This is a genomic window from Leucobacter sp. G161 (assembly GCF_001482305.1).
Lineage (GTDB): Bacteria > Actinomycetota > Actinomycetes > Actinomycetales > Microbacteriaceae > Leucobacter.
The window spans coordinates 1-25,894 of record NZ_LOHP01000034.1 but is presented as its reverse complement, the minus strand read 5'-3'; the positions used below and the strand labels follow the sequence as shown (position 1 = coordinate 25,894).

At 66.1% G+C, this 25,894-nt stretch carries 25 protein-coding genes and 2 pseudogenes; 23 read left to right on the top strand and 4 right to left on the bottom strand.

Annotated features, from left to right (window positions below; translation table 11 throughout):
• The first annotated feature begins 2 nt into the window (after nt 1-2).
• The 15 genes and pseudogenes from AUL38_RS03180 to AUL38_RS03110 all read left to right on the top strand — a co-directional run bounded on the left by AUL38_RS03180 (nt 3) and on the right by AUL38_RS03110 (nt 16,077).
• Nucleotides 3-1,079 (top strand): glycosyltransferase, encoded by a 1,077-nt coding sequence (locus AUL38_RS03180; protein ID WP_059059257.1) that lies wholly within the window; start codon nt 3-5, stop codon nt 1,077-1,079.
• Complete coding sequence (locus tag AUL38_RS03175) at nt 1,066-2,301, top strand: MFS transporter (protein WP_235590583.1); 1,236 nt, start codon at nt 1,066-1,068, stop codon at nt 2,299-2,301. The genes AUL38_RS03180 and AUL38_RS03175 overlap by 14 nt, the downstream gene beginning before the upstream one ends.
• A 149-nt stretch (nt 2,302-2,450) precedes the next feature.
• Complete coding sequence (gene murC / locus AUL38_RS03170) at nt 2,451-3,881, top strand: UDP-N-acetylmuramate--L-alanine ligase (protein ID WP_059059256.1); 1,431 nt, start codon at nt 2,451-2,453, stop codon at nt 3,879-3,881.
• Nucleotides 3,878-5,113: an FtsQ-type POTRA domain-containing protein gene (locus AUL38_RS03165; protein ID WP_153006450.1), complete on the top strand. Its 1,236-nt coding sequence runs from the start codon at nt 3,878-3,880 to the stop codon at nt 5,111-5,113. The genes murC and AUL38_RS03165 overlap by 4 nt, the downstream gene beginning before the upstream one ends.
• 132 nt (nt 5,114-5,245) lie before the next feature.
• Complete coding sequence (gene ftsZ / locus AUL38_RS03160; protein WP_059059254.1) at nt 5,246-6,439, top strand: cell division protein FtsZ; 1,194 nt, start codon at nt 5,246-5,248, stop codon at nt 6,437-6,439.
• Nucleotides 6,440-6,454: 15 nt separating this feature from the next.
• Nucleotides 6,455-7,147, top strand: a complete 693-nt coding sequence (locus AUL38_RS03155; RefSeq protein WP_059059265.1) for a YggS family pyridoxal phosphate-dependent enzyme — start codon at nt 6,455-6,457, stop codon at nt 7,145-7,147.
• Between the two features lie 30 nt (nt 7,148-7,177).
• Nucleotides 7,178-7,663, top strand: coding sequence for a cell division protein SepF (locus tag AUL38_RS03150; protein WP_059059253.1), 486 nt, complete (start codon nt 7,178-7,180; stop codon nt 7,661-7,663).
• The gene (locus tag AUL38_RS03145) at nt 7,663-7,959 is read left to right on the top strand and encodes a YggT family protein (protein ID WP_059059252.1); all 297 of its coding nucleotides are present in this window, start codon (nt 7,663-7,665) and stop codon (nt 7,957-7,959) included. The genes AUL38_RS03150 and AUL38_RS03145 overlap by 1 nt, the downstream gene beginning before the upstream one ends.
• 81 nt (nt 7,960-8,040) lie before the next feature.
• The gene (locus tag AUL38_RS03140; protein WP_059059251.1) at nt 8,041-8,691 is read left to right on the top strand and encodes a DivIVA domain-containing protein; all 651 of its coding nucleotides are present in this window, start codon (nt 8,041-8,043) and stop codon (nt 8,689-8,691) included.
• Between the two features lie 7 nt (nt 8,692-8,698).
• Nucleotides 8,699-9,361 (top strand): signal peptidase II, encoded by a 663-nt coding sequence (gene lspA, locus AUL38_RS03135; RefSeq protein ID WP_369795290.1) that lies wholly within the window; start codon nt 8,699-8,701, stop codon nt 9,359-9,361.
• Nucleotides 9,348-10,264: pseudogene (locus AUL38_RS03130) on the top strand (RluA family pseudouridine synthase). Before lspA ends, AUL38_RS03130 begins: the two are co-directional and overlap by 14 nt.
• 147 nt (nt 10,265-10,411) lie before the next feature.
• Nucleotides 10,412-13,915, top strand: coding sequence for a DNA polymerase III subunit alpha (gene dnaE / locus AUL38_RS03125; protein WP_059059264.1), 3,504 nt, complete (start codon nt 10,412-10,414; stop codon nt 13,913-13,915).
• A complete protein-coding gene (gene nadE, locus AUL38_RS03120; protein ID WP_059059249.1) occupies nt 13,912-14,754 on the top strand; it encodes an ammonia-dependent NAD(+) synthetase in 843 nt (280 codons plus the stop codon). The genes dnaE and nadE overlap by 4 nt, the downstream gene beginning before the upstream one ends.
• A complete protein-coding gene (gene msrA / locus AUL38_RS03115) occupies nt 14,751-15,275 on the top strand; it encodes a peptide-methionine (S)-S-oxide reductase MsrA (protein WP_059059248.1) in 525 nt (174 codons plus the stop codon). Before nadE ends, msrA begins: the two co-directional genes overlap by 4 nt.
• A gap of 7 nt (nt 15,276-15,282) precedes the next feature.
• Nucleotides 15,283-16,077, top strand: coding sequence for a Pr6Pr family membrane protein (locus tag AUL38_RS03110; RefSeq protein WP_059059247.1), 795 nt, complete (start codon nt 15,283-15,285; stop codon nt 16,075-16,077).
• On the opposite strand, the gene AUL38_RS03105 is transcribed toward AUL38_RS03110, so the two are convergent.
• Nucleotides 16,074-16,670, bottom strand: coding sequence for a single-stranded DNA-binding protein (locus AUL38_RS03105; RefSeq protein ID WP_059059246.1), 597 nt, complete (start codon nt 16,668-16,670; stop codon nt 16,074-16,076). The two genes, AUL38_RS03110 and AUL38_RS03105, sit on opposite strands and share 4 nt — an antisense overlap.
• Before the next feature lie 221 nt (nt 16,671-16,891).
• Between AUL38_RS03105 and AUL38_RS03100 the strand changes: the two genes are divergently transcribed.
• Nucleotides 16,892-17,374: a hypothetical protein gene (locus tag AUL38_RS03100; RefSeq protein ID WP_059059245.1), complete on the top strand. Its 483-nt coding sequence runs from the start codon at nt 16,892-16,894 to the stop codon at nt 17,372-17,374.
• A 15-nt stretch (nt 17,375-17,389) separates the two neighbouring features.
• On the opposite strand, the gene AUL38_RS03095 is transcribed toward AUL38_RS03100, so the two are convergent.
• The gene (locus AUL38_RS03095) at nt 17,390-17,890 is read right to left on the bottom strand and encodes an HPP family protein (RefSeq protein ID WP_059059244.1); all 501 of its coding nucleotides are present in this window, start codon (nt 17,888-17,890) and stop codon (nt 17,390-17,392) included.
• Between the two features lie 94 nt (nt 17,891-17,984).
• Between AUL38_RS03095 and AUL38_RS03090 the strand changes: the two genes are divergently transcribed.
• Nucleotides 17,985-18,551, top strand: coding sequence for a TetR/AcrR family transcriptional regulator (locus tag AUL38_RS03090; protein WP_059059243.1), 567 nt, complete (start codon nt 17,985-17,987; stop codon nt 18,549-18,551).
• Nucleotides 18,552-18,570: 19 nt separating this feature from the next.
• On the opposite strand, the gene AUL38_RS03085 is transcribed toward AUL38_RS03090, so the two are convergent.
• Nucleotides 18,571-19,392 carry an aminoglycoside 3'-phosphotransferase gene (locus tag AUL38_RS03085; protein ID WP_059059242.1) on the bottom strand — a complete coding sequence of 274 codons (822 nt, stop codon included), beginning with the start codon at nt 19,390-19,392 and terminating at the stop codon, nt 18,571-18,573.
• A 111-nt stretch (nt 19,393-19,503) separates the two neighbouring features.
• Between AUL38_RS03085 and ettA the strand changes: the two genes are divergently transcribed.
• Both ettA and AUL38_RS03075 read left to right on the top strand, forming a co-directional pair.
• Nucleotides 19,504-21,183: an energy-dependent translational throttle protein EttA gene (ettA, locus tag AUL38_RS03080; protein WP_059059241.1), complete on the top strand. Its 1,680-nt coding sequence runs from the start codon at nt 19,504-19,506 to the stop codon at nt 21,181-21,183.
• A gap of 94 nt (nt 21,184-21,277) precedes the next feature.
• Nucleotides 21,278-21,745: a thioesterase family protein gene (locus AUL38_RS03075; RefSeq protein WP_059059239.1), complete on the top strand. Its 468-nt coding sequence runs from the start codon at nt 21,278-21,280 to the stop codon at nt 21,743-21,745.
• A 7-nt stretch (nt 21,746-21,752) separates the two neighbouring features.
• Here the strand turns inward: AUL38_RS03075 and AUL38_RS03070 are convergent, their stop codons facing one another.
• Complete coding sequence (locus AUL38_RS03070; protein ID WP_083506545.1) at nt 21,753-22,649, bottom strand: acyl-CoA thioesterase II; 897 nt, start codon at nt 22,647-22,649, stop codon at nt 21,753-21,755.
• Between the two features lie 62 nt (nt 22,650-22,711).
• On the opposite strand from AUL38_RS03070, the gene AUL38_RS03065 reads away from it, so the two are divergent.
• The 4 genes and pseudogenes from AUL38_RS03065 to AUL38_RS03050 form a co-directional block, all read left to right on the top strand.
• Complete coding sequence (locus AUL38_RS03065; protein ID WP_059059237.1) at nt 22,712-23,374, top strand: hypothetical protein; 663 nt, start codon at nt 22,712-22,714, stop codon at nt 23,372-23,374.
• A gap of 31 nt (nt 23,375-23,405) precedes the next feature.
• Nucleotides 23,406-23,657 carry a DNA-directed RNA polymerase subunit omega gene (rpoZ, locus tag AUL38_RS03060; RefSeq protein WP_042544196.1) on the top strand — a complete coding sequence of 84 codons (252 nt, stop codon included), beginning with the start codon at nt 23,406-23,408 and terminating at the stop codon, nt 23,655-23,657.
• Between the two features lie 91 nt (nt 23,658-23,748).
• Nucleotides 23,749-24,951 carry a methionine adenosyltransferase gene (gene metK, locus AUL38_RS03055; RefSeq protein ID WP_059059235.1) on the top strand — a complete coding sequence of 401 codons (1,203 nt, stop codon included), beginning with the start codon at nt 23,749-23,751 and terminating at the stop codon, nt 24,949-24,951.
• Nucleotides 24,952-24,960: 9 nt separating this feature from the next.
• A pseudogene (locus tag AUL38_RS03050) lies at nt 24,961-25,894 on the top strand (hypothetical protein); the annotation flags it as partial.

Genomic DNA, 25,894 nt, shown 5'->3' with positions numbered 1-25,894 from the left:
GTATGACGACGTATCTCCTTGCCGGCGGTGGCACTGCTGGCCACGTGAACCCGCTCCTCGCTCTCGCCGATCGGATTCGGGCGCGCGAAGCCGACGCGGACATCGTGGTGCTTGGTACGCAGGAGGGACTTGAAGCGCGACTCGTGCCTGAGCGTGGCTACGAGCTGTCGACCATCGACAGGTTGCCATTTCCGCGCCGCCCGAACGGTTACGCGTTGACCTTCCCCGCGAAGTATTTCCGAGCGATCCGTGAGGTCCGCCAGCTCATTCGAGAGCGCGGCGTTGACGTCGTGGTCGGCTTCGGCGGCTACGCCTCCGCGCCCGCGTACCGTGCCGCGGCGAAGGAAGGCATCCCCTCAGTCATTCACGAGGCGAACGCGAAGCCAGGGATGGCGAACAAGCTCGGTGCACGGTCGACGCAGTATGTTGGCGTCACCTTCGCCGGCACGCCGATCCCGAACGCACGGGTGACCGGTATGCCGCTGCGTCCAGAGATTGAGGAGCTCGATCTTGCCGGGCTGCGTACGCAGGCGCGCGAGCACTTCGGCTTCGAAGCAGACACACCCACACTGCTCGTGACCGGCGGATCGCTCGGGGCGCGCGCAATCAACCGCGGCGTCTCAGGCTCCGCGCAGGCCATCGTCGACGCCGGGGTGCAGGTGCTGCACGTCTGGGGAGGATTGACCGAGATCGAGGATCCGGGCGTGCCCGGGTACCAGATCATCGAATACTGCGACCGGATGGACCTCGCGTTCGCCGCCTGTGATCTCGCGATCTCGCGGGCTGGATCCACGACCGTGAGCGAGCTCTCCGGGCTCGGCGTCCCAGCGGTCTTCGTGCCACTGAGCCACGGCAACGGCGAGCAGCGGGCGAACGCAGCGGGCGTCGTTGCCGCCGGCGGGGCGCTCATGGTCGACGATGCCGAGCTTACGCCGGCATGGGTGAGCGGCACGCTGCTGCCGCTCCTGCGCGACCGCGCGCGCCTCGTCGAGATGTCGGAGCTCGCTCGCGGGGCCGGCGCGCTTGACGGCACCGCGAAACTCTACGACCTCGTGCACGAAGCTCTTGCAGCCCGCTAACGGGGCGCCGATCGCGGCGCGATCGTGGGCGATGCTCGCGGTCATGGTGTTCGGGCAGGCCTCGACGACCGTCGTCACCGCGACTCCGGCGTTTCTCATTCCGTATTTGCACGGAGTGGAGGGCATGAGCCTCGCTGGTGCCGGCGTGCTCGCTGGCGCTCCGAGCCTGGGGCTCGTGCTCACACTCATCGCCTGGGGCGCGCTCACGGACCGCTTCGGGGAGCGGCGCGTGCTGCTCAGCGGACTCACGCTCACGACAATCGCCGTGGTCGCGTCGATGCTCGCCGAGGGGTTCGTGTGGCTCGGGATCGCGCTCGTGGCGACCGGGGCAATGTCGGCCTGCATCAACAACGCGAGCGGACGACTCATCACTGGGTGGTTCCCCGCAGACCGGCGTGGCCTCGCGATGGGCATCCGGCAGACCTGTCAGCCCATCGGTACCGCAGTCGCGGCGCTCGCGGTGCCGGCGCTCGCGAACAGCTGGGGGATCTTTGGCGCACTCGCCTTCGGCGGTGCGCTCACACTGCTGAGCGTCATCGCCTGTTTCTTTGTCGTCATTGATCCGCAGATCGCCGCGAAGAAGCTCGCGGCCGTGAGTAGCAACCCCTACCGCGAGTCGGGCACGCTGGCCCGCATCCACGCGGTGTCGGTGCTGCTCGTCATCCCACAGTTCGTGCTCTCCTCGTTCGGGCTGGTCTGGTTCGTGATCGGCTTCGGCTGGAGCGAGCTCGCCGCGGGCGCGCTCGTCGCTGCCGCCCAGCTCATCGGCGCGGGCGGACGGATCGCCGCTGGCGTGTGGAGCGACAAGGCTGGGTCGCGGCTCCGGCCGATCCGCATCATCGCGGTCGCCTGCGCTGCGCTGCTCATGCTGGCGGCGTCGTTTGGTTGGGCCGACTGGGCGATCCCCGCCGCGATCGCATACGTGCTTGTCAGCTGCGTGAGCGTCGCGGACAACGGTCTTGCCTTTACTGCCGTAGCCGAGATCGCCGGCCCGCGTTGGTCGGGCCGCGCGCTCGGGATGCAAAACACGGGCCAGTTCCTCGCCTCCGGGCTGCTGCCGCCAGCAGTGGGCGCGCTGATCGCCCTGCTCGGCATGCCTGCCACGCTCGCAATTGTCGCCATCGCGCCGCTGCTCGCCGTGCCGCTCGTACCCTCTGGCGCCGACGCGCACGCAACTGCGACGCGCACCGCGAAATCGGGCGGGCGAGAACCGGCCGTGTAGGGGCCGCGCTGCTGCCAGCCTCGCTGCCGCCCCGCCGCGCGATTCGACCCGCTCGGCGGGGTGCGCGCGATACGCTTAGGTGGTCTCGAACGCACCCTGGCAGGGCGCTCGCGTGTGCGGGGCGACACGAAGCGCTGAGGAGGCCCCTGATGATTTACCCCGATCTTGAGCTCGAGATCCCCGAAGATCTCGGCCGGGTCCACTTCGTTGGCATCGGCGGCGCCGGAATGAGCGCGATCGCGCACATGATGCACGCCGCTGGCGTTCCGGTGACCGGGTCGGACCGCGGCTCGAACTACAGCACGAAGGCGCTGGAAGCTGTCGGTGTGCGCGTCGTGGTCGGTCACGCCGCGGAGAACGTCGGTGACGCCGACACGCTCGTGGTCACGGGAGCGCTGTCACCTGAGAACCCCGAGTATCTCCGCGCGCGCGAGCTCGGGCTGCCGGTGCTGCACCGCTCCCAGGCGCTCGCGTGGCTCGCCCGTTCCCAGCGTCTCGTCGCGGTCGCCGGTGCGCACGGCAAGACCACGTCAACGGGCATGCTCGCAACCGCGCTGCGCGGGCTCGGCCAAGATCCCTCGTTTGTGAACGGCAGCGTCATTGCTGGCATCGGCGCTGCATCCGCGGCCGGTCAAGACGATCTCTTCGTCATCGAGGCCGACGAGAGCGACAAGTCGTTCCTCATTTACGACACGCAGGTCGCGCTCATCACCAACGTCGACCCCGAGCATCTCGACTTCTTTGGATCGCGCGAAAACTTCATGGCGGCGTTTGTCGAATTCGCCCGCGGGGCGAGCGAACTGCTCGTGATTTCGTCCGACGACCCCGGCGCGCTCGAGGTGCTCGAGAGTCTGCGTGCGGAGCGGACCGCCGATGCAGACGTCTCGGTGGCTCCGGTTCGCACCTTCGGATTCGCCGAGCACGCTGACGTGCGGATCGTCTCCGTGGAGACCACGGACCGGGCGGTGCTCGAACTCGAGATCGACGGCGAACGCTTCACCGAGCAGCTGGGAGTCTTCGGGCGGTACAACGCGGTGAACGCGGCCGGCGCGGTCGCGCTGCTCACCGGCCTCGGCTTCGATCCCGGCGAGGCCCTTCGTGCGGTTGCTGGCTTCACCGGCACCCACCGACGGTTCGAGTTCCATGGTGAGCCGGCCGGGGTGCGGGTCTATGACGACTACGCGCATCACCCGACGGAGGTCGAAGCACTACTCGAATCCGCACGCAGCGTCGCCGGCGAGGGCCAGCTCATCGTCGTGCACCAGCCGCACCTCTACAGCCGCACACGGATGTTCCATGAGGAGTTCGCTGCAGCATTCGCTGCCGCAGACCACACCTTCGTGCTCGAAATCGACGGGGTGCGCGAGGCCCCTGACCCTACAACAACGGGCGCGCTCGTGACCGAGTCGTTTGCCGATCGGAGCCGCGCGAGCTACGTTGACGACTGGGATCGTGCGGTCGCGCAGGTCGTCGAGCTCGCTGTGCCAGGCGACCTCGTGCTCGTTGTCGGCGCCGGAACCGTGTACCGGATAGTGCCGCAGCTCATCGACGCGCTGAGCGGCACGCCCGGAGCCGCGTGAAACGGCCCGGCGGCTTTGACGATCGGGCCGAGCGCGAGCCCGAGCCCGCCGCTGCCGAAAAACGCGGGAGGCAGTCGCGGCAGGCGCGGTCGGCGAGCTCTCCCGAGGACAAGCAGCGAACGGCCGCATCGCCTGAACCCCCGGTGGGGGAGCCGACTGCGAAACGCCCCGGCGTTCTCGATCGGCTAAGCAGCGCGGGCCGGATGGTGCTGCCCGGTGCGCGCTCCGGTGGGGGTGCGGGTGGCGACGCTGGTCCTGGACCGGGTGCAGGCGACGCGGGTGGCGCGGCTGACACTGCTGACACGGGTAACGCTGCTGGCGCTGCTGACACGGGTAACGCTGCTGGCGCTGCGGTGTCTGACTCAGGTCTCTCCGACGCCGACCTCACGGAGACCGCAGCCCTTGCTCCCGCCGGAAGCCGCGGGATGCTGCAGTTTCGCCGGGAGCCCCGTGAGATCGACCAGGTGAAGGCCGCCGAGAAGCGGTTGCGCGTAGCTGAGCAGCGGAGCAAGCGGCGGCAGCGCCGCGAGACGCGGCGCTTCACTTCGGGAGCGCGGCGGAGGCGGAGGCGCACGTTCATCGTGCTCGGAACCGTTGCCGGGCTGGTGCTCTTCGTGCTGCTGGGCACGCTGACGCCGATCATGTCGGTGCGAGACATCAGGGTTGAGGGTGCAACGACCGTCAACGTCGAGGAGATTACCGACGCGCTGAGCGAGTTTGACGGGGTGCCGCTCGCGCTTGTCGACGAGAGCGACGTGCTGCGGGCGCTCGAAGGCTTCCCGCTCATCCAGCGCTTCGCGGTCGAGCGCGTGCCGCCGAGCACGCTTGTCGTGCGGATCGAGGAGCGCGTTCCCACAATCGCCCTGCAGGAGGGAGACGCGTTCCGGCTGTACGACGCTGCGGGGGTCCTCGTCGGGGAGGTAGCGGAGCGCCCCGAGGGGGTGCCGCTCGGCGGTGACGGCTTGCAGGTGACGTCATCGAAGGGCTTCCTTGCCGCGTCGGAGGTCGTCCGCGATATGCCCGCCTCGCTGCGGGCCCAGCTGGCCTCGGTGAACGCGGTGAGTGGTCAGGATGTGACGCTGAATCTTGCAAGCGGTGTCGAGGTGTTCTGGGGAAACCCAGATGAGACGAAGCGGAAGTCGCTCGTTCTCGAGACGATGCTGGTCTCGCTGAAAGACCGTCCGGTGACCCATATTGACGTCTCATCGACCGAGTCGCCGATCTTCAAGTAACTTCGCGGCGTGTCGAGAGAGCTGCGGGGTGCGTGAGCCATAACGTTGAGACGAAAGCGTATACGGCAATACTAACTTTGAAGTTCAAGTAGAACTTTAATGTTGCTCGAACTTTAGAGTTGAGGGGACCAGGTGGCCATGAACCAGAACTACCTCGCGGTGATCAAGGTTGTGGGAGTCGGTGGCGGCGGAGTCAACGCTGTGAACCGCATGATCGAGCTCGGCCTTCGTGGCGTTGAGTTCATCGCGGTGAATACCGATGCCCAGGCACTGCTCCTCAGCGACGCAGATGTGAAGCTCGATGTCGGCCGTGAGTTGACCCGTGGGCTCGGCGCTGGCGCCGACCCCGAGGTTGGTCGTCGCGCAGCCGAGGATCACGCGGAAGAGATCGAGGAGGCCCTCGCTGGCGCCGACATGGTCTTCGTCACTGCCGGTGAGGGCGGCGGGACCGGCACGGGTGCCGCTCCCGTGGTCGCGCGGATCGCGAAGTCGATCGGTGCACTCACCATCGGTGTCGTGACCCGGCCGTTCAGCTTTGAGGGCAAGCGCCGCGCTGCCCAGGCCGATGCCGGCGTGAACACGCTGCGCGAGGCCGTCGATACGCTCATCGTCGTCCCGAATGACCGCCTCCTTGAGATCAGCGAGCCCGGCATCAGCATGATCGACGCCTTCGCGGCTGCCGACCAGGTGCTCCTCGCGGGTGTGCAGGGCATCACCGACCTCATCACCACTCCGGGCCTCATTAACCTTGACTTCGCTGACGTGAAATCGGTCATGCAGGGCGCAGGATCTGCGCTCATGGGCATTGGCTCCGCGCGCGGGGCGGATCGCGCCATCAAGGCCGCGGAGCTTGCCGTGGCTTCGCCGCTGCTTGAGGCTTCGATCGAGGGTGCGCACGGCGTACTGTTCTCGATCCAGGGCTCCTCGAACCTCGCGCTGAGCGAGATCACCGAGGCGTCCACGCTCGTGCAGGATGTTGTGCACCCGGAAGCGAACATCATCTTCGGTACTGTCATCGATGAGACCCTCGGCGACGAGGTGCGCGTCACCGTTATCGCCGCGGGCTTCGACGATGAGCCGGTCGTCCAGACCCGCACGGCTGCAGCTGACCGTGGCCGCCGTGGCGGCCACGTCGAGAGCATCGAAGAAGCGTCAGCAGCCAGCGCAGTCGGTGCGCGCGCAACCGCGACCGATGCTGATCGGGCACCGGAGCCCGCCGAGTTCGGTGGCGCGCTCGCGCACCCGCCCGTCGAGGAGCAGCTCCGCGACCCCGCGTTCGATGGTGACGATGACGACGACCTCGACATCCCGGCATTCCTGCGGTAGGCGGATGCTGTGAGCGTGTCTGAGACGTCCCCCGCATACGAGGGCCTCGCGGATCGGCTGCACGAGGTGCAGGCTGGCATCGCTGACGCCTGCCGTGCAGCCGGGAGATCGGCCGAGGAGACGACGCTGATCGTCGTCACCAAGTTTCACCCGGCTAGCCTCGTCGAAGCCCTCGCGGGGCTCGGTGTGCGCGACGTCGGCGAGAACCGGCACCAGGAAGCGCAAGAGAAGGCCGCTGCGCTCGCCGGTCTCGACGTGAACTGGCACTACATCGGCCAGCTACAGACCAAGAAGGCTCGGCAGGCGGCCCAGTACGCGTCCGCAATCCACTCGATCGACCGCGCCCGTCTCGTCGATGCGCTCGCGGGCGTCGACAGGCAGCTCGACGTGTTCCTCCAGATCAATCTCACGGATGATCCGGGCCGCGGCGGCGCTGCGCCGAGCGAGATTGAATCGCTCACGGAGCAGATCCTCGGCACGGAATCACTCACGCTTCGCGGCGTCATGGCGGTTGCGCCGCTCGAGGAGCCCGCTGCTGCGGCGTTCGAACGCCTCGCGGGATATTCCGAACGGGTGCGGTCCTTCGCCCCCGACGCCACGGCGATTTCTGCGGGCATGACGCACGACTACGTCGAGGCAATTGCTGCCGGTGCGACACACCTGCGAATCGGGAGTGCAATCACCGGAAACCGCCCCGATGCCAGATAGTCTCGAGGCACACAACCGTTGGGAGAACAGATGAGCAACCCGTTGAAGAAGACAATGGTGTTCCTCGGACTAGCCGAGGAAGGCCTTGAAGAAGAGCCTGTCGCTCAGGCAACGCCCGAGCGCGAGCCGACTCCCTCGGCGCCCACCGCAGTGAAGCCAAATCAGGCGGCTCGCCCTCCTGTTGCTCCGCTGCGCCGGGTCACCCCCGTCCGCAACCAGTCCCCGCAGGCAATGAACGAAATCTTTACGGTTCACCCCACCGCATACCGCGATGCCCAGGTTATCGCCGAGAGCTTCCGTGACGGCATTCCCGTCATCATGAACCTCTCCCGCATGAGTGACGAGGAGGCCAAGCGCCTCATCGACTTCTCAAGCGGGCTCACGCTCGGGCTGAACGGTCGCATCGAGCGCGTCACCAGCAAGGTGTTCCTCCTCACTCCGGAGCACATCGAAGTGGGCAGTGACGAACCGGTGACCGAAGCCGACGATTCGTTCTTTGTGGCACCCTCCGCATAGTGGAAATTCTGTATGTTCTCGGAACCGTGGTCAGCATTGCGCTGCGGCTCTTCATCCTCATGCTCTGGGCGAGGTTTATCCTGGACTGGGTGATGGTGCTTGCCCGCGGGTTCCGCCCGAAGGGCGTGCTCGCCATCATCGTCGAGGCCGTGTTTACGGTCACGGACCCGCCCATTCGGTTGTTCCGCAAGGTGCTTCCGCCGATCCGGCTCGGCCAGGTAGCGCTTGACCTGGGCTGGTTCCTCACCATGTTTGCTTGCCTTATTTTGCTCAGGATTATCCCGAGCTGGGTGTAAACCCCGTAAGCTCAATGAGAGTTTGCTAGCTTTGACGTGTTGATCGCGTAAGCGATCCTTCCGACAGAAAGAGATTTAACGATGGCCCTAACTCCTGAAGATGTAGTGAATCAGAAGTTCACGATCACGAAGTTCCGTGATGGCTACGATCTCGATCAGGTCGATGACTTCCTGGACACGGTCGTCGAAGAGATCCGCCAGCGCGACGCCGAGAAGCAGGAGCTCGAGGCGAAGATCGCCGAGCTCACCGCGCAGCTCGAAGAGCGCGGATCTGCGAACCCCGCCGAAGAGACGATCGTTGTCGACGCTCCCGTGGCAGCAGTTGCCCCCGAGCCCGTCGTCGAGGCGCCCGTCGAGTCCGAGGGTGCCCAGCGTCCCGACGCCATCAAATCGAGCGCGATGCTGCAGATGGCACTCGAACTGCACGACAAGTACGTCAGCGAGGGCGAGACCACTCGCGACGACCTCATCAACGCGGCGCAGACCAAGAGCACGCAGATGGTCGACGACGCAGAGCGCACCGCTCGCGAACTCGTCGAAGAAGCGCAGAAGCGCCGCACCGATGAGCTCCGCGCACACAGCGATGAGATGGAGAAGCTCAACCTCGTCGTCGCCGAGCTCCGCGGCTTCGAGAGCGAGTACCGCTCGACGCTGCGCTCGTACATCCAGTCGCAGCTGCGCGATCTCGACAGCTCGCCCGAGCCGCTCGTGAGGCCTGAGGGCCTCGAGTAAATCGAGGGTGAAGAATAATACGTCTGTAGCAGCGGCACCAAGTACCCGACGCCGGGTGTTGGTGCCGTTGCTGCTCGCTGTAGTGGCGCTCACGGTGCTCGTGAGCGACCAACTCGTCAAGAACTGGGTCGTTGCGACTCTGCCCGAGGGCCAGACGGTTCCCGTGCTCGGCAACTTCCTGCAGTGGCACTTCGTCCGGAACCCCGGAGCGGCGTTCTCAATCGCGAGCGGCCAGACCTGGATCTTCACGATCCTCTCCGCGGTGGTTGTGGGTGTCATCATCTGGCAGATCCGCAGGCTCCGCTCGGTGCCGTGGGCACTGTTTCTCGGCTTGCTGCTCGGGGGAGTGCTCGGCAACCTCACCGACCGACTGACACGCGAACCCGGGTTCCCCGAGGGGCATGTCATCGACTACATCTTCACCCCGTGGATGATGCCGGCGATCTACAACATTGCCGACATCGGCATCGTGAGCGGCATGATCCTCTTCGTGCTCATCACGCTGTTCGGCTTCTCCATCGAGGGAGGCCGAGAGACGCGCGCTGACCGTGCGGCGAAGGAAGCTGCGGCACTCGCTGCGGCTGACGCAGCGCACCCCGAAACGGATGGCGCCGCAGCCGGCGCGACCACCGAACCCGATGATGAAAGGGCTGATGGTGGAACACCGTAGCCTTCCCGTGCCCGACGGCCTCGCCGGCGAGCGCGCAGACGCGGCACTCGCGAAGTTGCTTGGGTTCTCCCGCAGCTACGCGCAAGAAGTCATCGCCGCTGGCGGCGTCGCGCTTGACGGTCAGGTCGTGTCGAAATCCGAGCGGCTCACGCAGGGCGCACTGCTCGAGGTGAGCTGGGCTGAGAAAGCCGAGCCGACGGTGGTGCCCGTGCACCTGCCGGAGCTCGGCATTATCTACGATGACGACGACTTCGTGGTCATCGATAAGCCTGCGGGCGTCGCCGCCCACCCCTCCCTGGGCTGGACCGGACCGACCGTGCTCGGTGCGCTCGCGGGCGCCGGCTACCGGATCGCGACCTCCGGGCCGCCTGAGCGACAGGGCATTGTGCACCGGCTCGACGCCGGCACGAGCGGGCTCATGGCGGTCGCGAAGAGCGAACGCGCCTACAGCGGCCTGAAGCGCGCCTTCCGCGATCGCGAAGTGCGGAAGATCTACCACGCGGTCGTGCAGGGGCACCCCGACCCGTTTTCCGGAACTATCGAGGGCCCCATCGGCCGCACCCCGGACACGAGTGGAAATTTGCGGTGACGCGCGACGGCAAGCCGTCAATCACGCACTACGAGACTGTCGAAGCGTATCCGTTCGCGACGCTGCTCGAGGTGGAGCTCGAGACCGGCCGTACGCATCAGATTCGCGTGCACATGTCTGCCCAGCGCCATCCCTGCGTCGGCGACACGATGTACGGGGCCGACCCGGTGCTCTCCGAACGGCTCGGACTGACACGCCAGTGGCTGCACGCCATGCGGCTCGGATTCCGGCACCCCGGAACCGGCGAGCCAATTGAGTTCGAATCGGAGTACCCGGCTGATCTGCAGCACGCGATCGACGTGCTCGACGTCTAACGTCGCCACTGTCGCACCGCGCGTCGCTGACCGACGCTGAGTGAGAGTTCCTGGCTGAGGGGGTACCCTTGAGAGGTCTGCGAAAGGGGCTCATTAGTGTCGGATTCTGACGGTTTCGTTCACCTCCATGTGCACAGCGAGTACTCGATGCTCGACGGTGCTGCGCGTGTGAAGCCGCTCGTGCAAGCGGTCGCTGAACAGGGGATGCCCGCGGTGGCAATCACCGACCACGGCAACACCTTTGGGGCGTTCGACTTCTGGAGCTCGGCGAACGACGCCGGCGTGAAGCCGATCATCGGCATTGAAGCGTATGTCACGCCCGGTACACACCGTTCAGAGCGCACCCGCGTGCGCTGGGGCGATGGTGGAGGCGACGACGTCTCCGGCGCTGGTGCGTACACGCACATGACGATGCTCTCGGAATCGACCGAGGGCATGCACAACCTCTTCCGGCTCTCGAGCTACTCGTCGATGGAGGGCTACTACTTCAAGCCGCGCATGGACCGCGAGCTGCTGCAGACCTACTCGAAGGGGCTCATCGCGACGACGGGGTGCCCGTCGGGTGAGATCCACACCCGCCTGCGGCTCGGGCAGTACAACGAAGCCCGTGCGGCGGCCGCCGAGTTCCAAGACATTTTCGGCAAGGAAAACTACTTCGCCGAGATCATGGATCACGGGCTTGAGATCGAGCGGCGCGTGCAGAGCGACCTGCTGAAGATCTCGAAGGATCTCGGGATCCCGCTGCTCGCAACCAACGACCTGCACTATGTGCATGAGGGCGATGCCGAGGCGCACTCGGCGCTGTTGTGCGTGCAGTCAGGATCGAGACTTGACGACCCGAACCGCTTCCAGTTCTCGGGCTCCGGCTACTACCTGAAGAGCGCCGCGGAGATGCGTCATATCTTCCGTGAGCTGCCCGAGGCCTGTGACAACACGCTCCGCATCGCCGAGCGCTGCGACGTGACCTTCAACACCTCAGCCAACTACATGCCGCGATTCCCGGTGCCCGATGGCGAGACCGAGGACAGCTGGATGATCAAGGAGGTCGAAGCGGGGTTGCACTACCGCTACCCGGCCGGCATTCCCGATGCTGTGCGCAAGCAGGCCGAGTACGAGACCGGCGTCATCATCCAGATGGGCTTCCCCGGCTACTTCCTCGTCGTCGCCGACTTCATCAACTGGGCGAAGGAGAACGGGATCCGCGTCGGCCCCGGCCGTGGCTCGGGCGCTGGCTCGATGGTCGCGTACGCGCTCCGCATCACCGACCTCGATCCGCTGCAGCACGGCCTCATCTTCGAGCGCTTCCTCAACCCCGACCGCGTCTCAATGCCCGACTTCGATGTCGACTTCGATGATCGCCGCCGCGGCGAGGTGATCCGCTACGTCACCGAGAAGTACGGCGACGAGCGCGTTGCGCAGATTGTCACCTACGGCACGATTAAGTCCAAGCAGGCCCTGAAGGACGCCTCGCGCGTGCTTGGGTTCCCGTTTGGCATGGGCGAGAAGCTCACGAAGGCGATGCCCCCGGCCGTCATGGCGAAGGACATCCCGCTCTCGGGGATCACCGACCCGAAGCACGAGCGGTACAAGGAAGCCGCCGAGTTCCGCACGGTGCTACAGGAGGATCCCGACGCGAAGAAGGTGTACGACACCGCGCTCGGGCTCGAAGGGCTCAAGCGCCAGTGGGGTGTGCACGCCGCTGGCGTCATCATGTCGAGCGACCCGCTCATTGACATCATCCCGCTGCAGAAGCGTGAGCAAGACGGTCAGATCGTCACCCAGTTCGACTATCCGACCTGTGAGACCCTCGGCCTCATCAAGATGGACTTCCTCGGGCTGCGCAACCTCACGATTATCTCGGACGCGCTCGAGAACATTCAGCTCAACCGGGGCGAGGTGCTCGACCTCGAGCGGCTCGAGCTCGACGACCAGCCCTCATACGAACTGCTCGCTCGTGGCGACACGCTCGGGGTGTTCCAGCTCGATGGTGGGCCGATGCGCGGCCTGCTGCGCCTCATGAAGCCGGATAACTTCGAAGATATTTCGGCTGTGCTTGCGCTGTACCGCCCGGGCCCCATGGGCGCGGACTCGCACACGAACTATGCGCTCCGCAAGAACAACCTGCAGCCGATCACGCCGATCCACCCCGAGCTTGAGGAGCCGCTGAAGGAGATCCTCGGCACCACCTACGGCCTCATCATCTATCAGGAGCAGGTGATGTCGATCGCGCAGAAGGTCGCGGGCTTCTCCCTGGGTCAAGCGGATATTCTGCGCCGCGCGATGGGTAAGAAGAAGAAGTCCGAGCTCGACAAACAGTACGAAGGTTTCTCGGGCGGCATGCATGAGCGGGGCTTCTCGGACGCCGCAGTGAAGTCGCTCTGGGATATCCTGCTGCCGTTCTCCGACTACGCCTTCAACAAGGCGCACTCGGCGGCCTACGGCGTCGTGAGCTATTGGACGGCGTACCTCAAAGCGCACTACCCAGCCGAGTACATGGCTGCCCTGCTCACGAGCGTCGGCGACTCCAAGGACAAGCTTGCGATCTACCTCAACGAGTGCCGGCGTATGGGCATCAAGGTGCTGCCGCCGGCCGTGAACGAGTCGTTCGCGAACTTCTCGGCGGTCGGGGACGATATCCGGTTCGGTCTCGGTGCGATCCGCAACGTCGGCGGTCACGTCGTTGAAGCAGTCCGCGAGGCGCGAGAGAAGCTCGGCAACTTTGAGACGTTCCACGACTACCTGAAGAAGGTTGGGCTCCCCGCGCTAAACAAGCGCACCGTCGAGTCACTCATCAAAGCGGGCGCCTTCGACGGGCTCGGCGGCACCCGGCGTGCGCTCCTCGAGATACACGAGGGCGCGGTCGAGGGCGCGGTGAAGGAGAAGCGCGCCGAGGAGAAGGGCGACGTCGGTTTCGACTTCGACAGCCTGTTCGCCGAGGCCGCTGAGGACGCCGGGGGCAGCGCAGAAACGGTGTCGCTGGTGCCGGAACGCCCCGAGTGGACGAAGAAGGACAAGCTCGCCTTTGAGCGCGAGATGCTCGGGTTGTACGTGTCGGATCACCCGCTGCGCGGGCTCGAGACGACGCTCGCGAAGGAAGCTTCGGCGACGGTCGAGCAGGTGACGAACCCAGACGCGAACTTCGACGGCGAGACCGTCGTGATCGCCGGCCTCCTGACGAGCGTGCAGCACCGCACCGCGAAGTCGGGCAACCTGTACGGCATGGCAACGATTGAGGACTTCACCGGCGAGATCCAGGCGCTGTTTATGGGGAAGTCGTACCAGGAGTTCGGGCCGATGTTGCAGCCAGACTCGGTTGTCGCGCTCCGCGGGAAGCTCAACGCACGCGACGACGGCATGTCGATGCACGCCTACGGCGTGCGCGGCGTGGACACCTCTGTGCAGGACGAGGCCGGTGCACTGACACTGACGCTGACAGAGTCGCGGGCCACACAGCCCCTCATGGAGGAGCTCCAGTCGACGCTGAAGCGCCACCCAGGAGACTCCGAGATTCGGTTGAACCTCATCACCCCGCACGCGGTGCGGGTATTCGAACTGCGTGAGCAGGTGCGGATCTCCGCCGACCTGTTCGGCGAGCTCAAGGGACTGCTGGGGCCGCGCTGCCTCATGGACGTAGAGGAGTTGGTGTCGTGAACGAACTGCAGGAGCGGATCATCCGCGAGCTCGGGGCGAAACCCGAGATCGACGTTGCCGCCGAGATCGAGCGGCGCGTGGCGTTCCTCGCTGACTATGCCGCCGGAATCCCCGGAGTCCGCGGCTACGTGCTTGGCATCTCCGGCGGTCAGGACTCGTCGCTCGCGGGGAAACTCGCCCAGCTCGCGGTCGAGCGGCTGCGCGAGCGCGGCGCCGAGGCGGAATTCTGGGCGATGCGACTTCCGTATGGCGTGCAGCACGACGAGGACGACGCGCAGCTCGCGCTGAGCTTCATCCAGCCTGACCACACGGCGACCGTGAACATCGCCGCCTCGGTCGACGGCATGGTGGCAGCGCTCACGGATGCGACTGGCGAGCCCGTAAGTGACTTCAACAAGGGCAACGTGAAGGCGCGTGCGCGCATGGTCGCGCAGTACGGATTGGCGGGGGATCGCGGCCTGCTCGTCATCGGCTCTGACCACGCCGCCGAGGCGATCACCGGGTTTTTCACGAAGTTCGGTGACGGTGCCGCCGATGTCGTTCCGCTCCAGGGCCTCACGAAGAGCCAGGGCGCAGCACTGCTGCGTGCGCTCGACGCACCCGACAGGCTCTGGGAGAAAGTGCCGACCGCTGACCTGCTCGACGGCAAGCCAGGCGAGACCGACGAGTCAAGCCTGGGCGTTACCTACCCGGAGATCGACGCGTACTTGCGCGGCGAGACTGTGGCAGCTGCGGCACGCGAGAACCTCGAGCGGCGCTACCTGGCAACCGACCACAAGCGGCGCGTGCCGGTCGGCCCGAACGACGCGTGGTGGACCAAGGGAGAAGAGACACGATGACAACGACGTTTGTACTTGGCGGGGGCTGCTACTGGTGCCTTGACGCGGCCTACCGTGCGCTCCGCGGGGTCACGGCTGTGCGATCCGGCTTCACCGGCGGCGCGACCAACGACCCGACCTACGAATCGGTCTGCACCGGACTCACGGGGCACGCTGAGATCGTCGAGGTCGAATTCGACGAGTCGGTGCTTCCCGCGACAGTGGTGCTCGATGCGTTCTTCACGATGCACGACCCACGCCAGCTCAACCGGCAGGGCAACGATGTCGGCACCCAGTACCGCTCGGCGATGTTTTACGCCGACGACGCGCAGCGTGAGCTCTTCGAAGCCGCACGCGAGCGGGCGAATGAGGCCTGGGGTGGCGGCGTGGTGACTGAGATCTCGCCGCTCGGCGAGGTCTTCGCGGGCCCTGAGGAGCACCAGGACTTTTTCGCGAAGAACCCTACGCAGGGCTACTGCCTCGCGGTTGCGGTGCCGAAGGTGAATAAGATCCGGGCGGGATTCACCGAGTATCTCGTATGATTTCGCCATGGCTGAACAATCTTCTGTGAGTGAATCCATCGCGAGTCGCCACAGCGGGCTCAGCACCCACTCGGCGACCGCGAGCGGAACGTTGCTGGCGAGCGGCGCGTTCGTCGTGCGGCCACTTGCGCTCTTCTTCCGGGTCGTCGCGCTCGTGCTCATCACCGCCGGCATCGTCCGCATCACCGGGATCTTCGGCCCAGAACCCGGATGGGCATCGTTCACGTTCTACACCGTGCAGAGCAACATCCTCTGCCTCATCTGGATGGCGCTGCTCGTGCTCATCACGGTGCGGGATCTTGGAACGACCGGGCCGCGCGGGCACTCGACGCCGTCGGCGCGGTGGAGCGCGGCAATCATGATGGCGATCACGATTACCATGCTCGTGTACCTCATCGTGCTGGTACCGGCGACGTTCGTGCAGGACAGCGGCTACGTGCCGTTCTCGCTCACCGACAATCTCATTCACATCATCACCCCCTGTCTGCTCATTCTTGACTGGCTGCTGTTCGTGCCCAAGGGACGCGTTCGCGGATTCGATCCGCTCCTTTGGGCCGTGATTCCGCTGCTCTACCTGGTATTCGCGTTCACATACGGTGGCCTCGGCGGCGAGTTCTCCCCGGGACAGCGGTACCCCTACCCCTTCCTCGATGTCGACGCTCACGGCGTCTTCGGCGTGGTGCTGCGCGTGCTCGCGCTCGCGGTCGCCCTCATCGGCGTGGGCTACCTGTACTTCGGGCTCGACCGCCTGCTCTCCCGTCGTGCGCGGGCGGCAGCGGCGCCTCGCCCCATTGGCAGCTAGGCACTCGCGAGCCGCGGGGTAAACCCATCGCCTGAGTGCGCGGTCTCGGCGCCTGCGACCCCTGGTTCTGCGAACCCTGGCTCTGTAAACCCTGGGTCTGTGGGCGCTGGGTCTGTGGGCGGTGCGGTGGCCGTTGGTGCGGGCGCTGCGGCACCAAGATCAGACTGCGGCGGCTCTGCCTGCCCGGCGGCGGTCGCTTCGGTCGCTTCCGCAGCGGCGCCCTCGCGGGCTTCGGGCACGGGGTTTTTCACGAAAACGGACACGCCGAAGCGCACGTCGTGCCCAATGCCATCGGCGTCGATCTCGACGGAGGTCCCGCGTTTCTCGTCGGCCTCCCACGCACGCACTCGGAGCTTGCCCGTGACGACGACGCGATCGCCCTTGCTGAACGAACTCTTTGCGTGCTGTGCGAGGCTGCGAAACGTGTTCACGGTGAACCAATTGGTTTCGGTGTCGGTCCATTCCTGTTTCCCGACGTCGTAGCGCCGCTCCGTGCTCGCGAGGCGGAACGTGCAAAATGCCGCACCACCCGCCGGGGTGAAGAGTTTGGGGTCGGTGGCGATCTGACCGATGGTGCTGAAGTGCTGGGACATGTCTGCTCCTGTTCGCTGGATTGCAGCCCTGTGGTGGCTGCGGACGACGGGATCCAGGCGGGGTCGTCGTGTTCTCCAGCGTGCCTTGGCAGCCTTGCGCGGACGACCGTGGGCCTGAGAATGTGGACAATGGCGCCCTCCCGGACGCGTTGAGCTCCATGTGGGGAACGCTCACAGCTTCCCTTCGCCGACCGGGCCCTGACTCCCCATAGACTGAGTGCATGGTTGTGAATCGAGCCCGCCGAACGTCTGCCGCGGTCGCAGGGGCGCTGTTGCTCGCGCTGGGGCTCAGCTCGTGCTCGCTCCTTGAAGGGCCGACACCGACGACGCCTGAGCGTCCTCAGGTTGAGCAGCCGGCCGAGCCCGCTGAGTTTGTGCCTGGCGGTTCTGCCGAGGAGAATCTCCCATTCTTCCGCCAGCTGCTGGTCGGCTACGCGGAGGGGGAACAGCCGATTCAGGGGCAGCCCATCGTGGACGCGGTGGCCGCAGGCGGTTTTGACAAGGCTGAGATGCAAGTGTCCTATGACCAGTCGAAGACGAACCTCGTGGCGGACAGCATCTACGTTGCCGTGCGGGCAGGCGAGTCCTGCCTCATCGGGCAACTCGTGACCGAGGGGCGTGAGGTCGTTGCCGAAGCGGTTGCGGCGGTCGGCCCTGAGCGTAACGTCTGCCTGATTGGTGACACGCGGCCGATCGACTGGTAGCTGGCACTCGCCGCCTCACCACCAGTAGGCGGGGTACTTCGTCTTGCCGAATGCCGAGCGTGCCAGCCCGCTGAGCACGAGCACCACTGCAGCGATCCCAGCGCAGAGGATGAACGACAGCTGCCCCTCGGTGATCGTCGTGCCGATCGCCGCCGTTGCTGCAGCGGGGGAGTGCGAGGTGCGCGCGAGGAGCATCGCGCCGAGTGCGAGGCCTCCGGCGACCGCGGCGGCCCAGAGCGAATGGCTCACGAGGCCGACGCCGATGCCGACGCAGGCGGAGATGAGCTGGCCGCCGATCACGCTGCGCGGTTGAGCGAGCGGCAGTGACGGTGCGCCGGCGACGAGGGCCATGCTTGCGGCGATCGGTGGGATGAGGAGCGCGTGTCCGCTGAGCGTGGTCAGCGCCGCGAGTACGAGAAGGGTCACTGTGGCGGCGACCGTGGCTGCGGCTACGGTGCGCAGCGGAGGCCGGGCCGGAGCCCCGCTCGAGAATCGTGACGTGCTTGCGGCGGTCATAGACAACTCCTTCCCCCAGGTGAGAACGACCGTTCTCGACGTGCTTGCTATGCTAGAGAACGAACGTTCTCAAGGCAAGTTGAAGGAGCCCGGCATGCGCACCGATTCAGAAGTCGATCGACTGCTTGACGCTGCAGAGGAGCTCTTCTACGGGCAGGGGTACCAGTCGGTGGGGATGGACGCGATTCGCGAGGCGTCGGGGCTGCCACTCAAGCGCATCTATGCCCTGTATGCCGGCAAGGACGCGTTGGCTGTCGCCATGCTCGACCGCCGCGACGAGCGGTGGCGTGGCGAGCTTGCCGCGCATGTCGAGCGCGAGGCGCAGCCCGAGGCGCGCGTGCAAGCCATCTTCGACTGGCTGACTGCCTGGCTTGCGGGCGAGGGATATCGCGGCTGCGCGTGGATCAACGCGTTTGGTGAGCTTGGGGCCACCACCCCCGGGGTGGCTGCCGCCGTGCGGGAACACAAGACCAAGCTCCGCGAATACGTGACGGGGGTGGTGATCAGCGCGGGTGGCTCACGTCCGATCGCCGACGGAGTATTCCTGCTCGTCGAGGGTGCCCTCGTCACTGCGGGCATCGACGCGAGCCCGGAACCCGCCGTGCAGGCGGGTGCCGTCGCGGCGAGCCTCCTGGGCACCGATCGCGCGGCGCGAGCGTGACACGACTCCGGGCGCGCGCTCAGCTCACCTCCCACAGCAATCGGTAGAAGGCGATCCGCTCCGCGTCCGCCGTCACGCCATAGCCCTCGTACACGTGCTCGTCGAATCCCGGCCCGTAGTTCCACTCGGTGCTCCACGCTGCGACCGCGAGATCCGCCCAGCGGTCGCCGACGCCGAGATCGCCAAGATCGACGTGGCCGGCGAATGTCCCATCGCCACCAATGAGGGTGTTGGGAGCGCACGGGTCGCCGTGACACACGACCGGATCCGCCACCGCTGGCGATTCCCGAAGGATCTCCCGCACCCGGGCCACGCTGAGCCCGCGATACGCGGGCGCCCAGTCGGCCGGGCCGGCGCCCGCGCGGATCCGCTGCTCGAACTGCGCAGCTCGTGTGGTGACATCCCACCGATACGGGCAGGAGACGACGGGCAAGGTGTCGTGGAGCAGGCGCAGCCCCGCCCCAATCGCGCGGGCCGCGGTCTCCGGCTCTGCGATCCACCGCGGCGAGACCGCAGATTCCCCGGCGAGTGCGGCGGTGATGAGCCAGGATCCGTGCGCGTTCGTTCCCTGCTCGATGACCGTTGGGGCAACCGCGCCGTGCTGGCCGGCCCACCGGAGCCGTGCGGCCTCGGCAGCGAGGTCAATCTCAGGGGTCCCCGCGGCGACCCACTTCACGAACCGGGCGCCATCGCCAGGGCCCGCATCTCGGAATGTCAGCCCGCCGAGCCCGTTCACCCACACCGCCTCCAACGCTCGCCCCGCTGTGAGTTCACGTACCGTGGGTGGCGTCGCGACCGGCCCTTGTGGGATCTGGGCAAGAGGGAGTCGGAAGTCGCTCATAGATCTGATTCTCACACAGGGGTACGACGTGGTCAGAGCGGGTAGAGTAGACGGCGATAGATTCCACTTTTGTGAAACAGGGAGTTCGGGGCGCACGCGCCCGGAAAACATATGGCTGAATACATTTACCAGATGAGCCGCGCGCGCAAGGCGGTCGGCGAGAAGCTGATCCTTGACGACGTATCAATGTCGTTCCTGCCGGGCGCGAAGATCGGCATGGTCGGTCCGAACGGCGCCGGTAAGTCGACGATCCTCAAGATTATGGCCGGCATGGATACCCCGTCGAACGGCGAGGCAATGCTCTCGCCCGGATATACGGTCGGCATCCTCATGCAGGAGCCCGAGCTTGACGAGACCAAGACGGTCCTCGAGAACATTGAGGGCGGGATCGCGATCAAGGCGAAGCTCGACCGGTTCAACGAGATTTCCGCGCTCATGGCCGAGCCCGACGCTGACTTCGACACCCTCCTCGCCGAGATGGGTACGCTGCAGGAAGAGATCGACGCTGCTGACGGCTGGGATCTCGACAACCAGCTCGCGCAGGCCATGGATGCACTGCGCACGCCCCCGGGCGACGCAGCGGTTGGGCCGCTCTCCGGCGGCGAGAAGCGCCGTGTCGCGCTGACGAAGCTGCTGCTCCAGAAGCCCGACCTACTGCTCCTTGATGAGCCCACGAACCACCTTGACGCCGAGAGCGTGCTGTGGCTTGAGCAGCACCTGCAGAAGTACCACGGCGCCGTCATCGCGATTACGCACGATAGGTACTTCCTGGACAACGTCGCCGAGTGGATCGCCGAGGTCGACCGCGGACGCCTCATCGGCTACGAGGGCAACTACTCGACCTACCTCGAGAAGAAGGCCGAGCGCCTTGACGTCCAGGGCAAGAAGGACCAGAAGCTCGCACGCCGCCTGAAGGACGAGCTCGAGTGGGTTCGCTCGAACACGAAGGGCCGTCAGGCGAAGTCGAAGGCGCGTCTTGCGCGCTACGAGGAGATGGCGACCGAGGCGGAGCGCACGAAGAAGCTGGACTTCGAGGAGATCCAGATTCCCGCGGGTCCCCGCCTGGGCAACATCGTCATCGAGGCGAAGGATCTCAAGAAGAGCTTCGGCGACCGTACCCTCATCGAGGGGCTGTCGTTCAGCCTGCCGCCGAACGGCATTGTCGGCGTCATCGGCCCGAACGGCGTCGGAAAGACGACGCTGTTCAAGACGATCGTCGGCCTTGAGCCGATCGACTCGGGCGATCTCAAGATCGGCGAGACCGTGAAGATCAGCTACGTCGACCAGAACCGCGCGAACATCGACCCGGACAAGACGCTCTGGGAAGTTGTCAGCGAGGGGCTGGACATCATCACGGTCGGCAAGACCGAGATCCCGTCGCGCGCCTACGTCTCGAAGTTCGGATTCAAGGGCCCCGACCAGCAGAAGAAGGCCGGCGTGCTGTCGGGCGGTGAGCGCAACCGGTTGAACCTCGCGCTCACGCTCAAGCAGGGCGGCAACCTGCTGCTGCTCGATGAGCCCACGAACGACCTCGACGTCGAAACGCTGCAGTCGCTCGAGAACGCACTGCTCGAGTTCCCCGGTTGCGCCGTGGTCATCACCCACGATCGCTGGTTCCTTGACCGCATCGCGACCCACATCCTCGCCTACGAAGGCACCGACGAGAACCCGGCCGACTGGCACTGGTTCGAGGGCAACTTCGAAGCATACGAGGCCAACAAGGTAGAGCGCCTCGGCGCGGACGCGGCGAAGCCGTCGCGGAGCCACTACCGCAAGCTCACCCGCGACTAGGTCGCAATGCAGTGCCCGCAGGCGTGAATCCTGCGGGCACTGCTGTTTTGCGTGGCGGCCCCGCGATGCGCGGGCCCGACGAAAGGAACGACTGATGGCACGAGCGCACGTCCGAATTCAGCTCCGGTGGGGCGATCAAGACGCATACGGGCACGTCAACAACGTGACCTTCGCCCGGCTCCTCGAAGAAGCACGCGTCCGAACGCTCTGGATGGGTGCAGCCGACGAGGCGACCGGTCTCGAGGAGCACTTCAGCTCGAACGAGACGAGCGCGCAGAAGATGCTCGTCGCGAGTCAGCGAATCGACTACGTGCGCGTGCTCGAGTACTCGGAGCAGCCGGTCATCGTTGAGATGTGGATCGGGAAGATCGGCGGAGCGAACCTTGAGATCCACTGCGAGATCATCGATGGGGCGCAGTCAGAGCGCACCGTCGTCGCGCGTGCAGTCACCGTCGCAGTGATGGTCGATGCGGTGTCGCTGCGTCCCGCGCGGATCAGTGAGGCCGGCCGTGCTGCCGTCGCCGACTGGATGGACGAACCGGTCAAGCTCAGCAGGCACTAGCCGTGCGCTAGCGCGGGAGCCGAATCATCGACTCCTGCGAGACGCTCGAGACGAGCGCGCCAGAGCGGTCATAGAAACGGCCGTGCGCGAGCCCGCGACCGCCCTGTGCAGTCGGGGACTCGAGTTCGTAGAGCAACCACTCGTCCACCTGGAACGGGCGGTGGAACCACATGCTGTGGTCGAGGCTTGCCGCGCTCATGCCGGGCGTTGCCCACGGGATCCCGTGCTGCCGCGCGACCGGCTCGAGGAGGAGGTAGTCAGAGGCAAACGCGAGCGCGGCCGAGTGCAGCGCCTGCCCGCCCTCGAGTGGTTCGCGGCTGCGCAGCCAGACGAGCTGACGGTTCGATGGTTCGCCGGCCTGCATGAGTAGGTCGCCCTCGACGTGGCGAAAGTCGAAGGGACGGTTGAGAACCCACGAGTTGCGGCGCTCACCGGTGAGGTGGCCGTACTTGTCCCACACCGACGGCAGATCTTCTGGCTGCGTGATGCTCGCGGTGTCGAAGCTCTCTTGGTGCTCGAGCCCCTCCTCGCTGCCCTGATAGGACGCGATGAGCGACATGAGCACATTGCCGTCCTGGTACGCCTGCGCCCGACGGGTGGAAAAGGACCGGCCGTCATGCAGTCGGGCGATCTCGAAGGTCATCGGGGTATGGCTGTCGCCCGGGCGCACGAAGTAGCCGTGCATCGAATGGATCTCGCGACCCTCCGGCGCCGTCAGCCCGGCGGCGACGAGCGCCTGGCCGAGCACCTGCCCGCCAAACGCCCGCCCGTGTGGGGTTGGCATTGCCGGGCCGGTGAAGATGTCGTAGTGAGTGCGTGCCTCTGCGTTCGCAAGGGCGAGCATCTCAGCGAGGTTGGGGGCGGGAATTTCGCGCACAGGAGTCTCCTTCGCCGGGTCTGTCATATGCCCAGTCTATGGCGACCCCGCACGGCTGGCGCTAATCATGCAACGCTAGGCTTGAAGCGATGAGCGCGCACACACAAACACTGGGCCTTGCCGATCAGGCGACACGAGACGATCTGCAGAACTATCTGGGGCGACTCGCCCGCTTTGGCGAGCCCGAGGTGCGGTTGCAAACCCGCGGTGACGTGCTCGCCGTGTACGGCTGCACGCAGGCGCCGCTCGGCATCATGGACGACTCGCCCGTGGTGCTCGTGATGCGGGCCTTCCCGCTGTCCGAGGCGCCAGCCGCCCCCGTCGACACCGTCGTGGAGGTGCGTGCCCTCACTGACCGGCTAGCGCGGGTCGAATCGGGGCTGGATCTTGCGATGCCTGACATGACCGTCTCCGCGGCGTGGAGCGGCGTGCTGCCGCCACTGTCCGGGTGGGAGTCGCGCGGCGAGATCGACGCCGGTTCGCTCGCGGTGGTTGCCGCCGAGGGGATGGCCCGCGTCGCCGAGAACGTGCCGGCTGACGCAGGCGATCCCGTCGTGCAGAAGGTGCGGCGTGCGGTCTGGGGGAGCGAGATTGCCCCCGGGATCCCCGCCGCAGCGGCATTCGCGGCGGAGGGCCTTGGCTTCCTGGCGGGGGTCGAACGGCTCTCCGTTTCGGGCAGTCGTGCGTGGACGCGGATGAGTGGACGTAACGGTCACGTCATCTTGCGGCGCGGTGTTGGCCTCATGAGCTAGACTAGTTGGGTCTATCTAGAGGAGTTAATTCATGGCTAATGTCAACGGCATCATCGACCCACCGATCGACGATCTGCTCGCCAAGGTGGACTCGAAGTACGCTCTGGTCGTGTTCGCCGCTCAGCGCGCGCGCCAGATCAACGACTACTACACCGATCTGCACGACGGAAACCTCTTCGACAACGTCGGCCCGCTGGTCGACTCGTCTGTCGATGACAAGCCGCTGTCGATCGCTCTCCACGAGATCGTCGAGGGCAAGCTGCAGATGACGCCCAAGGCGTAACTGCTTTTACTGTCGGTGGCGCCGGATACCCTTACTGGTACCGGCGCCACAGCTATTCTTCGGCCGCGTTTCGTCGGCAACGTTCACCACTATGCGAGGAGCCTCCGTGCTGCGTCAGTTCACCTCCGAGTCCGTCACCGAGGGACACCCCGACAAGATTTGCGACCGCATTTCTGACTCGATCCTCGACGCGATGCTGGAGCAGGATCCGGGCGCGCGCGTGGCAGTTGAGACGCTCGTGACGACGGGTCTCGTGCACGTCGCCGGCGAGGTGTCAACGAGTGGCTACGTTGAGATCCCGCAGCTCGTGCGCGACACGATCCGTGAGATCGGGTACACGAGCTCCGAGATGGGGTTTGATGCCTCCTCGTGTGGCGTATCTGTGTCGATCGGCCAACAGTCACCTGAGATCGCTGATGGCGTCGGCGTCTCGCTCGAGGTGCGCGAGAGTGGCGACACCGATGAGCTCAGCGCGCAGGGCGCCGGTGACCAGGGCATCATGTTCGGGTTCGCGACTGACGAGACCCCCGAGCTGCAGCCGCTGCCGAGCTGGCTGTCGCACCGCCTGGCTGAGCGTCTCACGGAGGTGCGCAAGAGCGGCATCATCCCCGAGCTGCGCCCCGACGGCAAGACCCAGGTGACGATCGGCTACGACGGCGACCGGCCAGCCGCGATCGAGGCCGTCGTGGTCTCGACGCAGCACGCTGCGAGCCTGTCGGTACCCGCGCTCCGCGAGATCGTCGCGCGCGAGGTGATCAATCCCGTGCTCGAGCTCGTGGACCTGCCGAGCGCCGACGCCGAGTTCTTCATCAACCCCGCTGGCCCCTTCGTGGTCGGCGGCCCGATGGGCGACGCGGGCCTCACCGGACGCAAGATCATCATTGACACCTACGGCGGCGCGAGCCGCCACGGTGGCGGTGCGTTCAGTGGGAAAGACCCATCCAAGGTTGACCGCTCGGCCGCCTACGCGATGCGCTGGGTCGCGAAGCACGTCGTACGCGCGGGCCTCGCCCGCCGCGCCGAGCTGCAGGTTGCCTACGCGATCGGCCGCGCGACGCCCGTTGGGCTCTACGTGGAGACGTTTGGCACCGAGACTGTGCGAACCGAACGTATTGAGGCAGCAGTGCGCCAGGTCTTTGACCTGCGCCCGCTCGCGATCATCCGCGACCTTGACCTGCTCCGTCCGATCTACGCGCAGACCAGCGCATACGGTCACTTTGGGCGTGAGCTTCCCGACTTCACGTGGGAGGCAACACCTCGCGTTGCGGAGCTTCGCGCAGCCGCAGGCCTGTAAGGCTCGTGCATGCATGCCGAGCTGACGACGTGTAGCTGCCTCGAGGCAGAAGCTCCGGGAGGCCGGGCGGTCGCGGAGGTGTTGCTCGATTCCGCGCTGCCGCAGCTCGACCATCTCTTCGACTATGCCGTTCCCGAGGAGCTCGCTGATGAATTGCGCGTCGGGCAGCGCGTGCGTGTACCGTTCCGCAATCAGCAGCGCAAAGCCTTCGGGTACGTCATTGGCTTCTCCGAGTCGAGCAGCTTCGGCGGCGAACTCTCGCCCATTGCCGACATCGTCAGCCCGGTGCCACAGCTCACCCCGGAAATCTGGAAGCTCGCCCGCTCCGTTGCAGACCGCGCAGGCGGCTCGGCCGGAGACATCATCAGGCTCGCGATCCCCGGCCGTCAGGTGCGCGTCGAGAAGCAGCACCTCGCGCTCGCAGGGAAGCCAGCTGGGCCGGCTGAGCCGGTTGAGCCAGCTGAGCCCGCTGAGCCAGGAGTACTCGACAACCCTGTTGAGGCGAGCGATCCCTCCGCGGAGGGCGACGCGGGCGCAGCCGAATCCCGCACGGAAGCCGCGCTTCCCGACGCCGACGCGCACGAGATTGCGGTCCAGCTCGTCGCGGGGGAGCGCCTCGCGTTTACCGCGACGCACTCGCCGATCCGCCTCCCGACCGGGGAATGGGTGGGCGGCTGGGCCGCACGCCTCGCGCACCTCGCGATCGCCGTGCACGAGCAGGAGCGCAGCGTGATCGTCGTGCTGCCCGACTACCGCGACCAAGATCAACTGCAGAGCGCCCTCGCGGCGTTCGGCGCCGACGACGTCGTGCGCGTCGACGCCCGGCAGTCGAACGGCGAGCGCTACACGAGCTTCCTCAGGGCGCTCGACCGGGTGCCGCACATCATTATCGGAAACCGCTCCGCGGTGTACGCGCCGGCGCACGAGCTGGGCGCGATCCTCA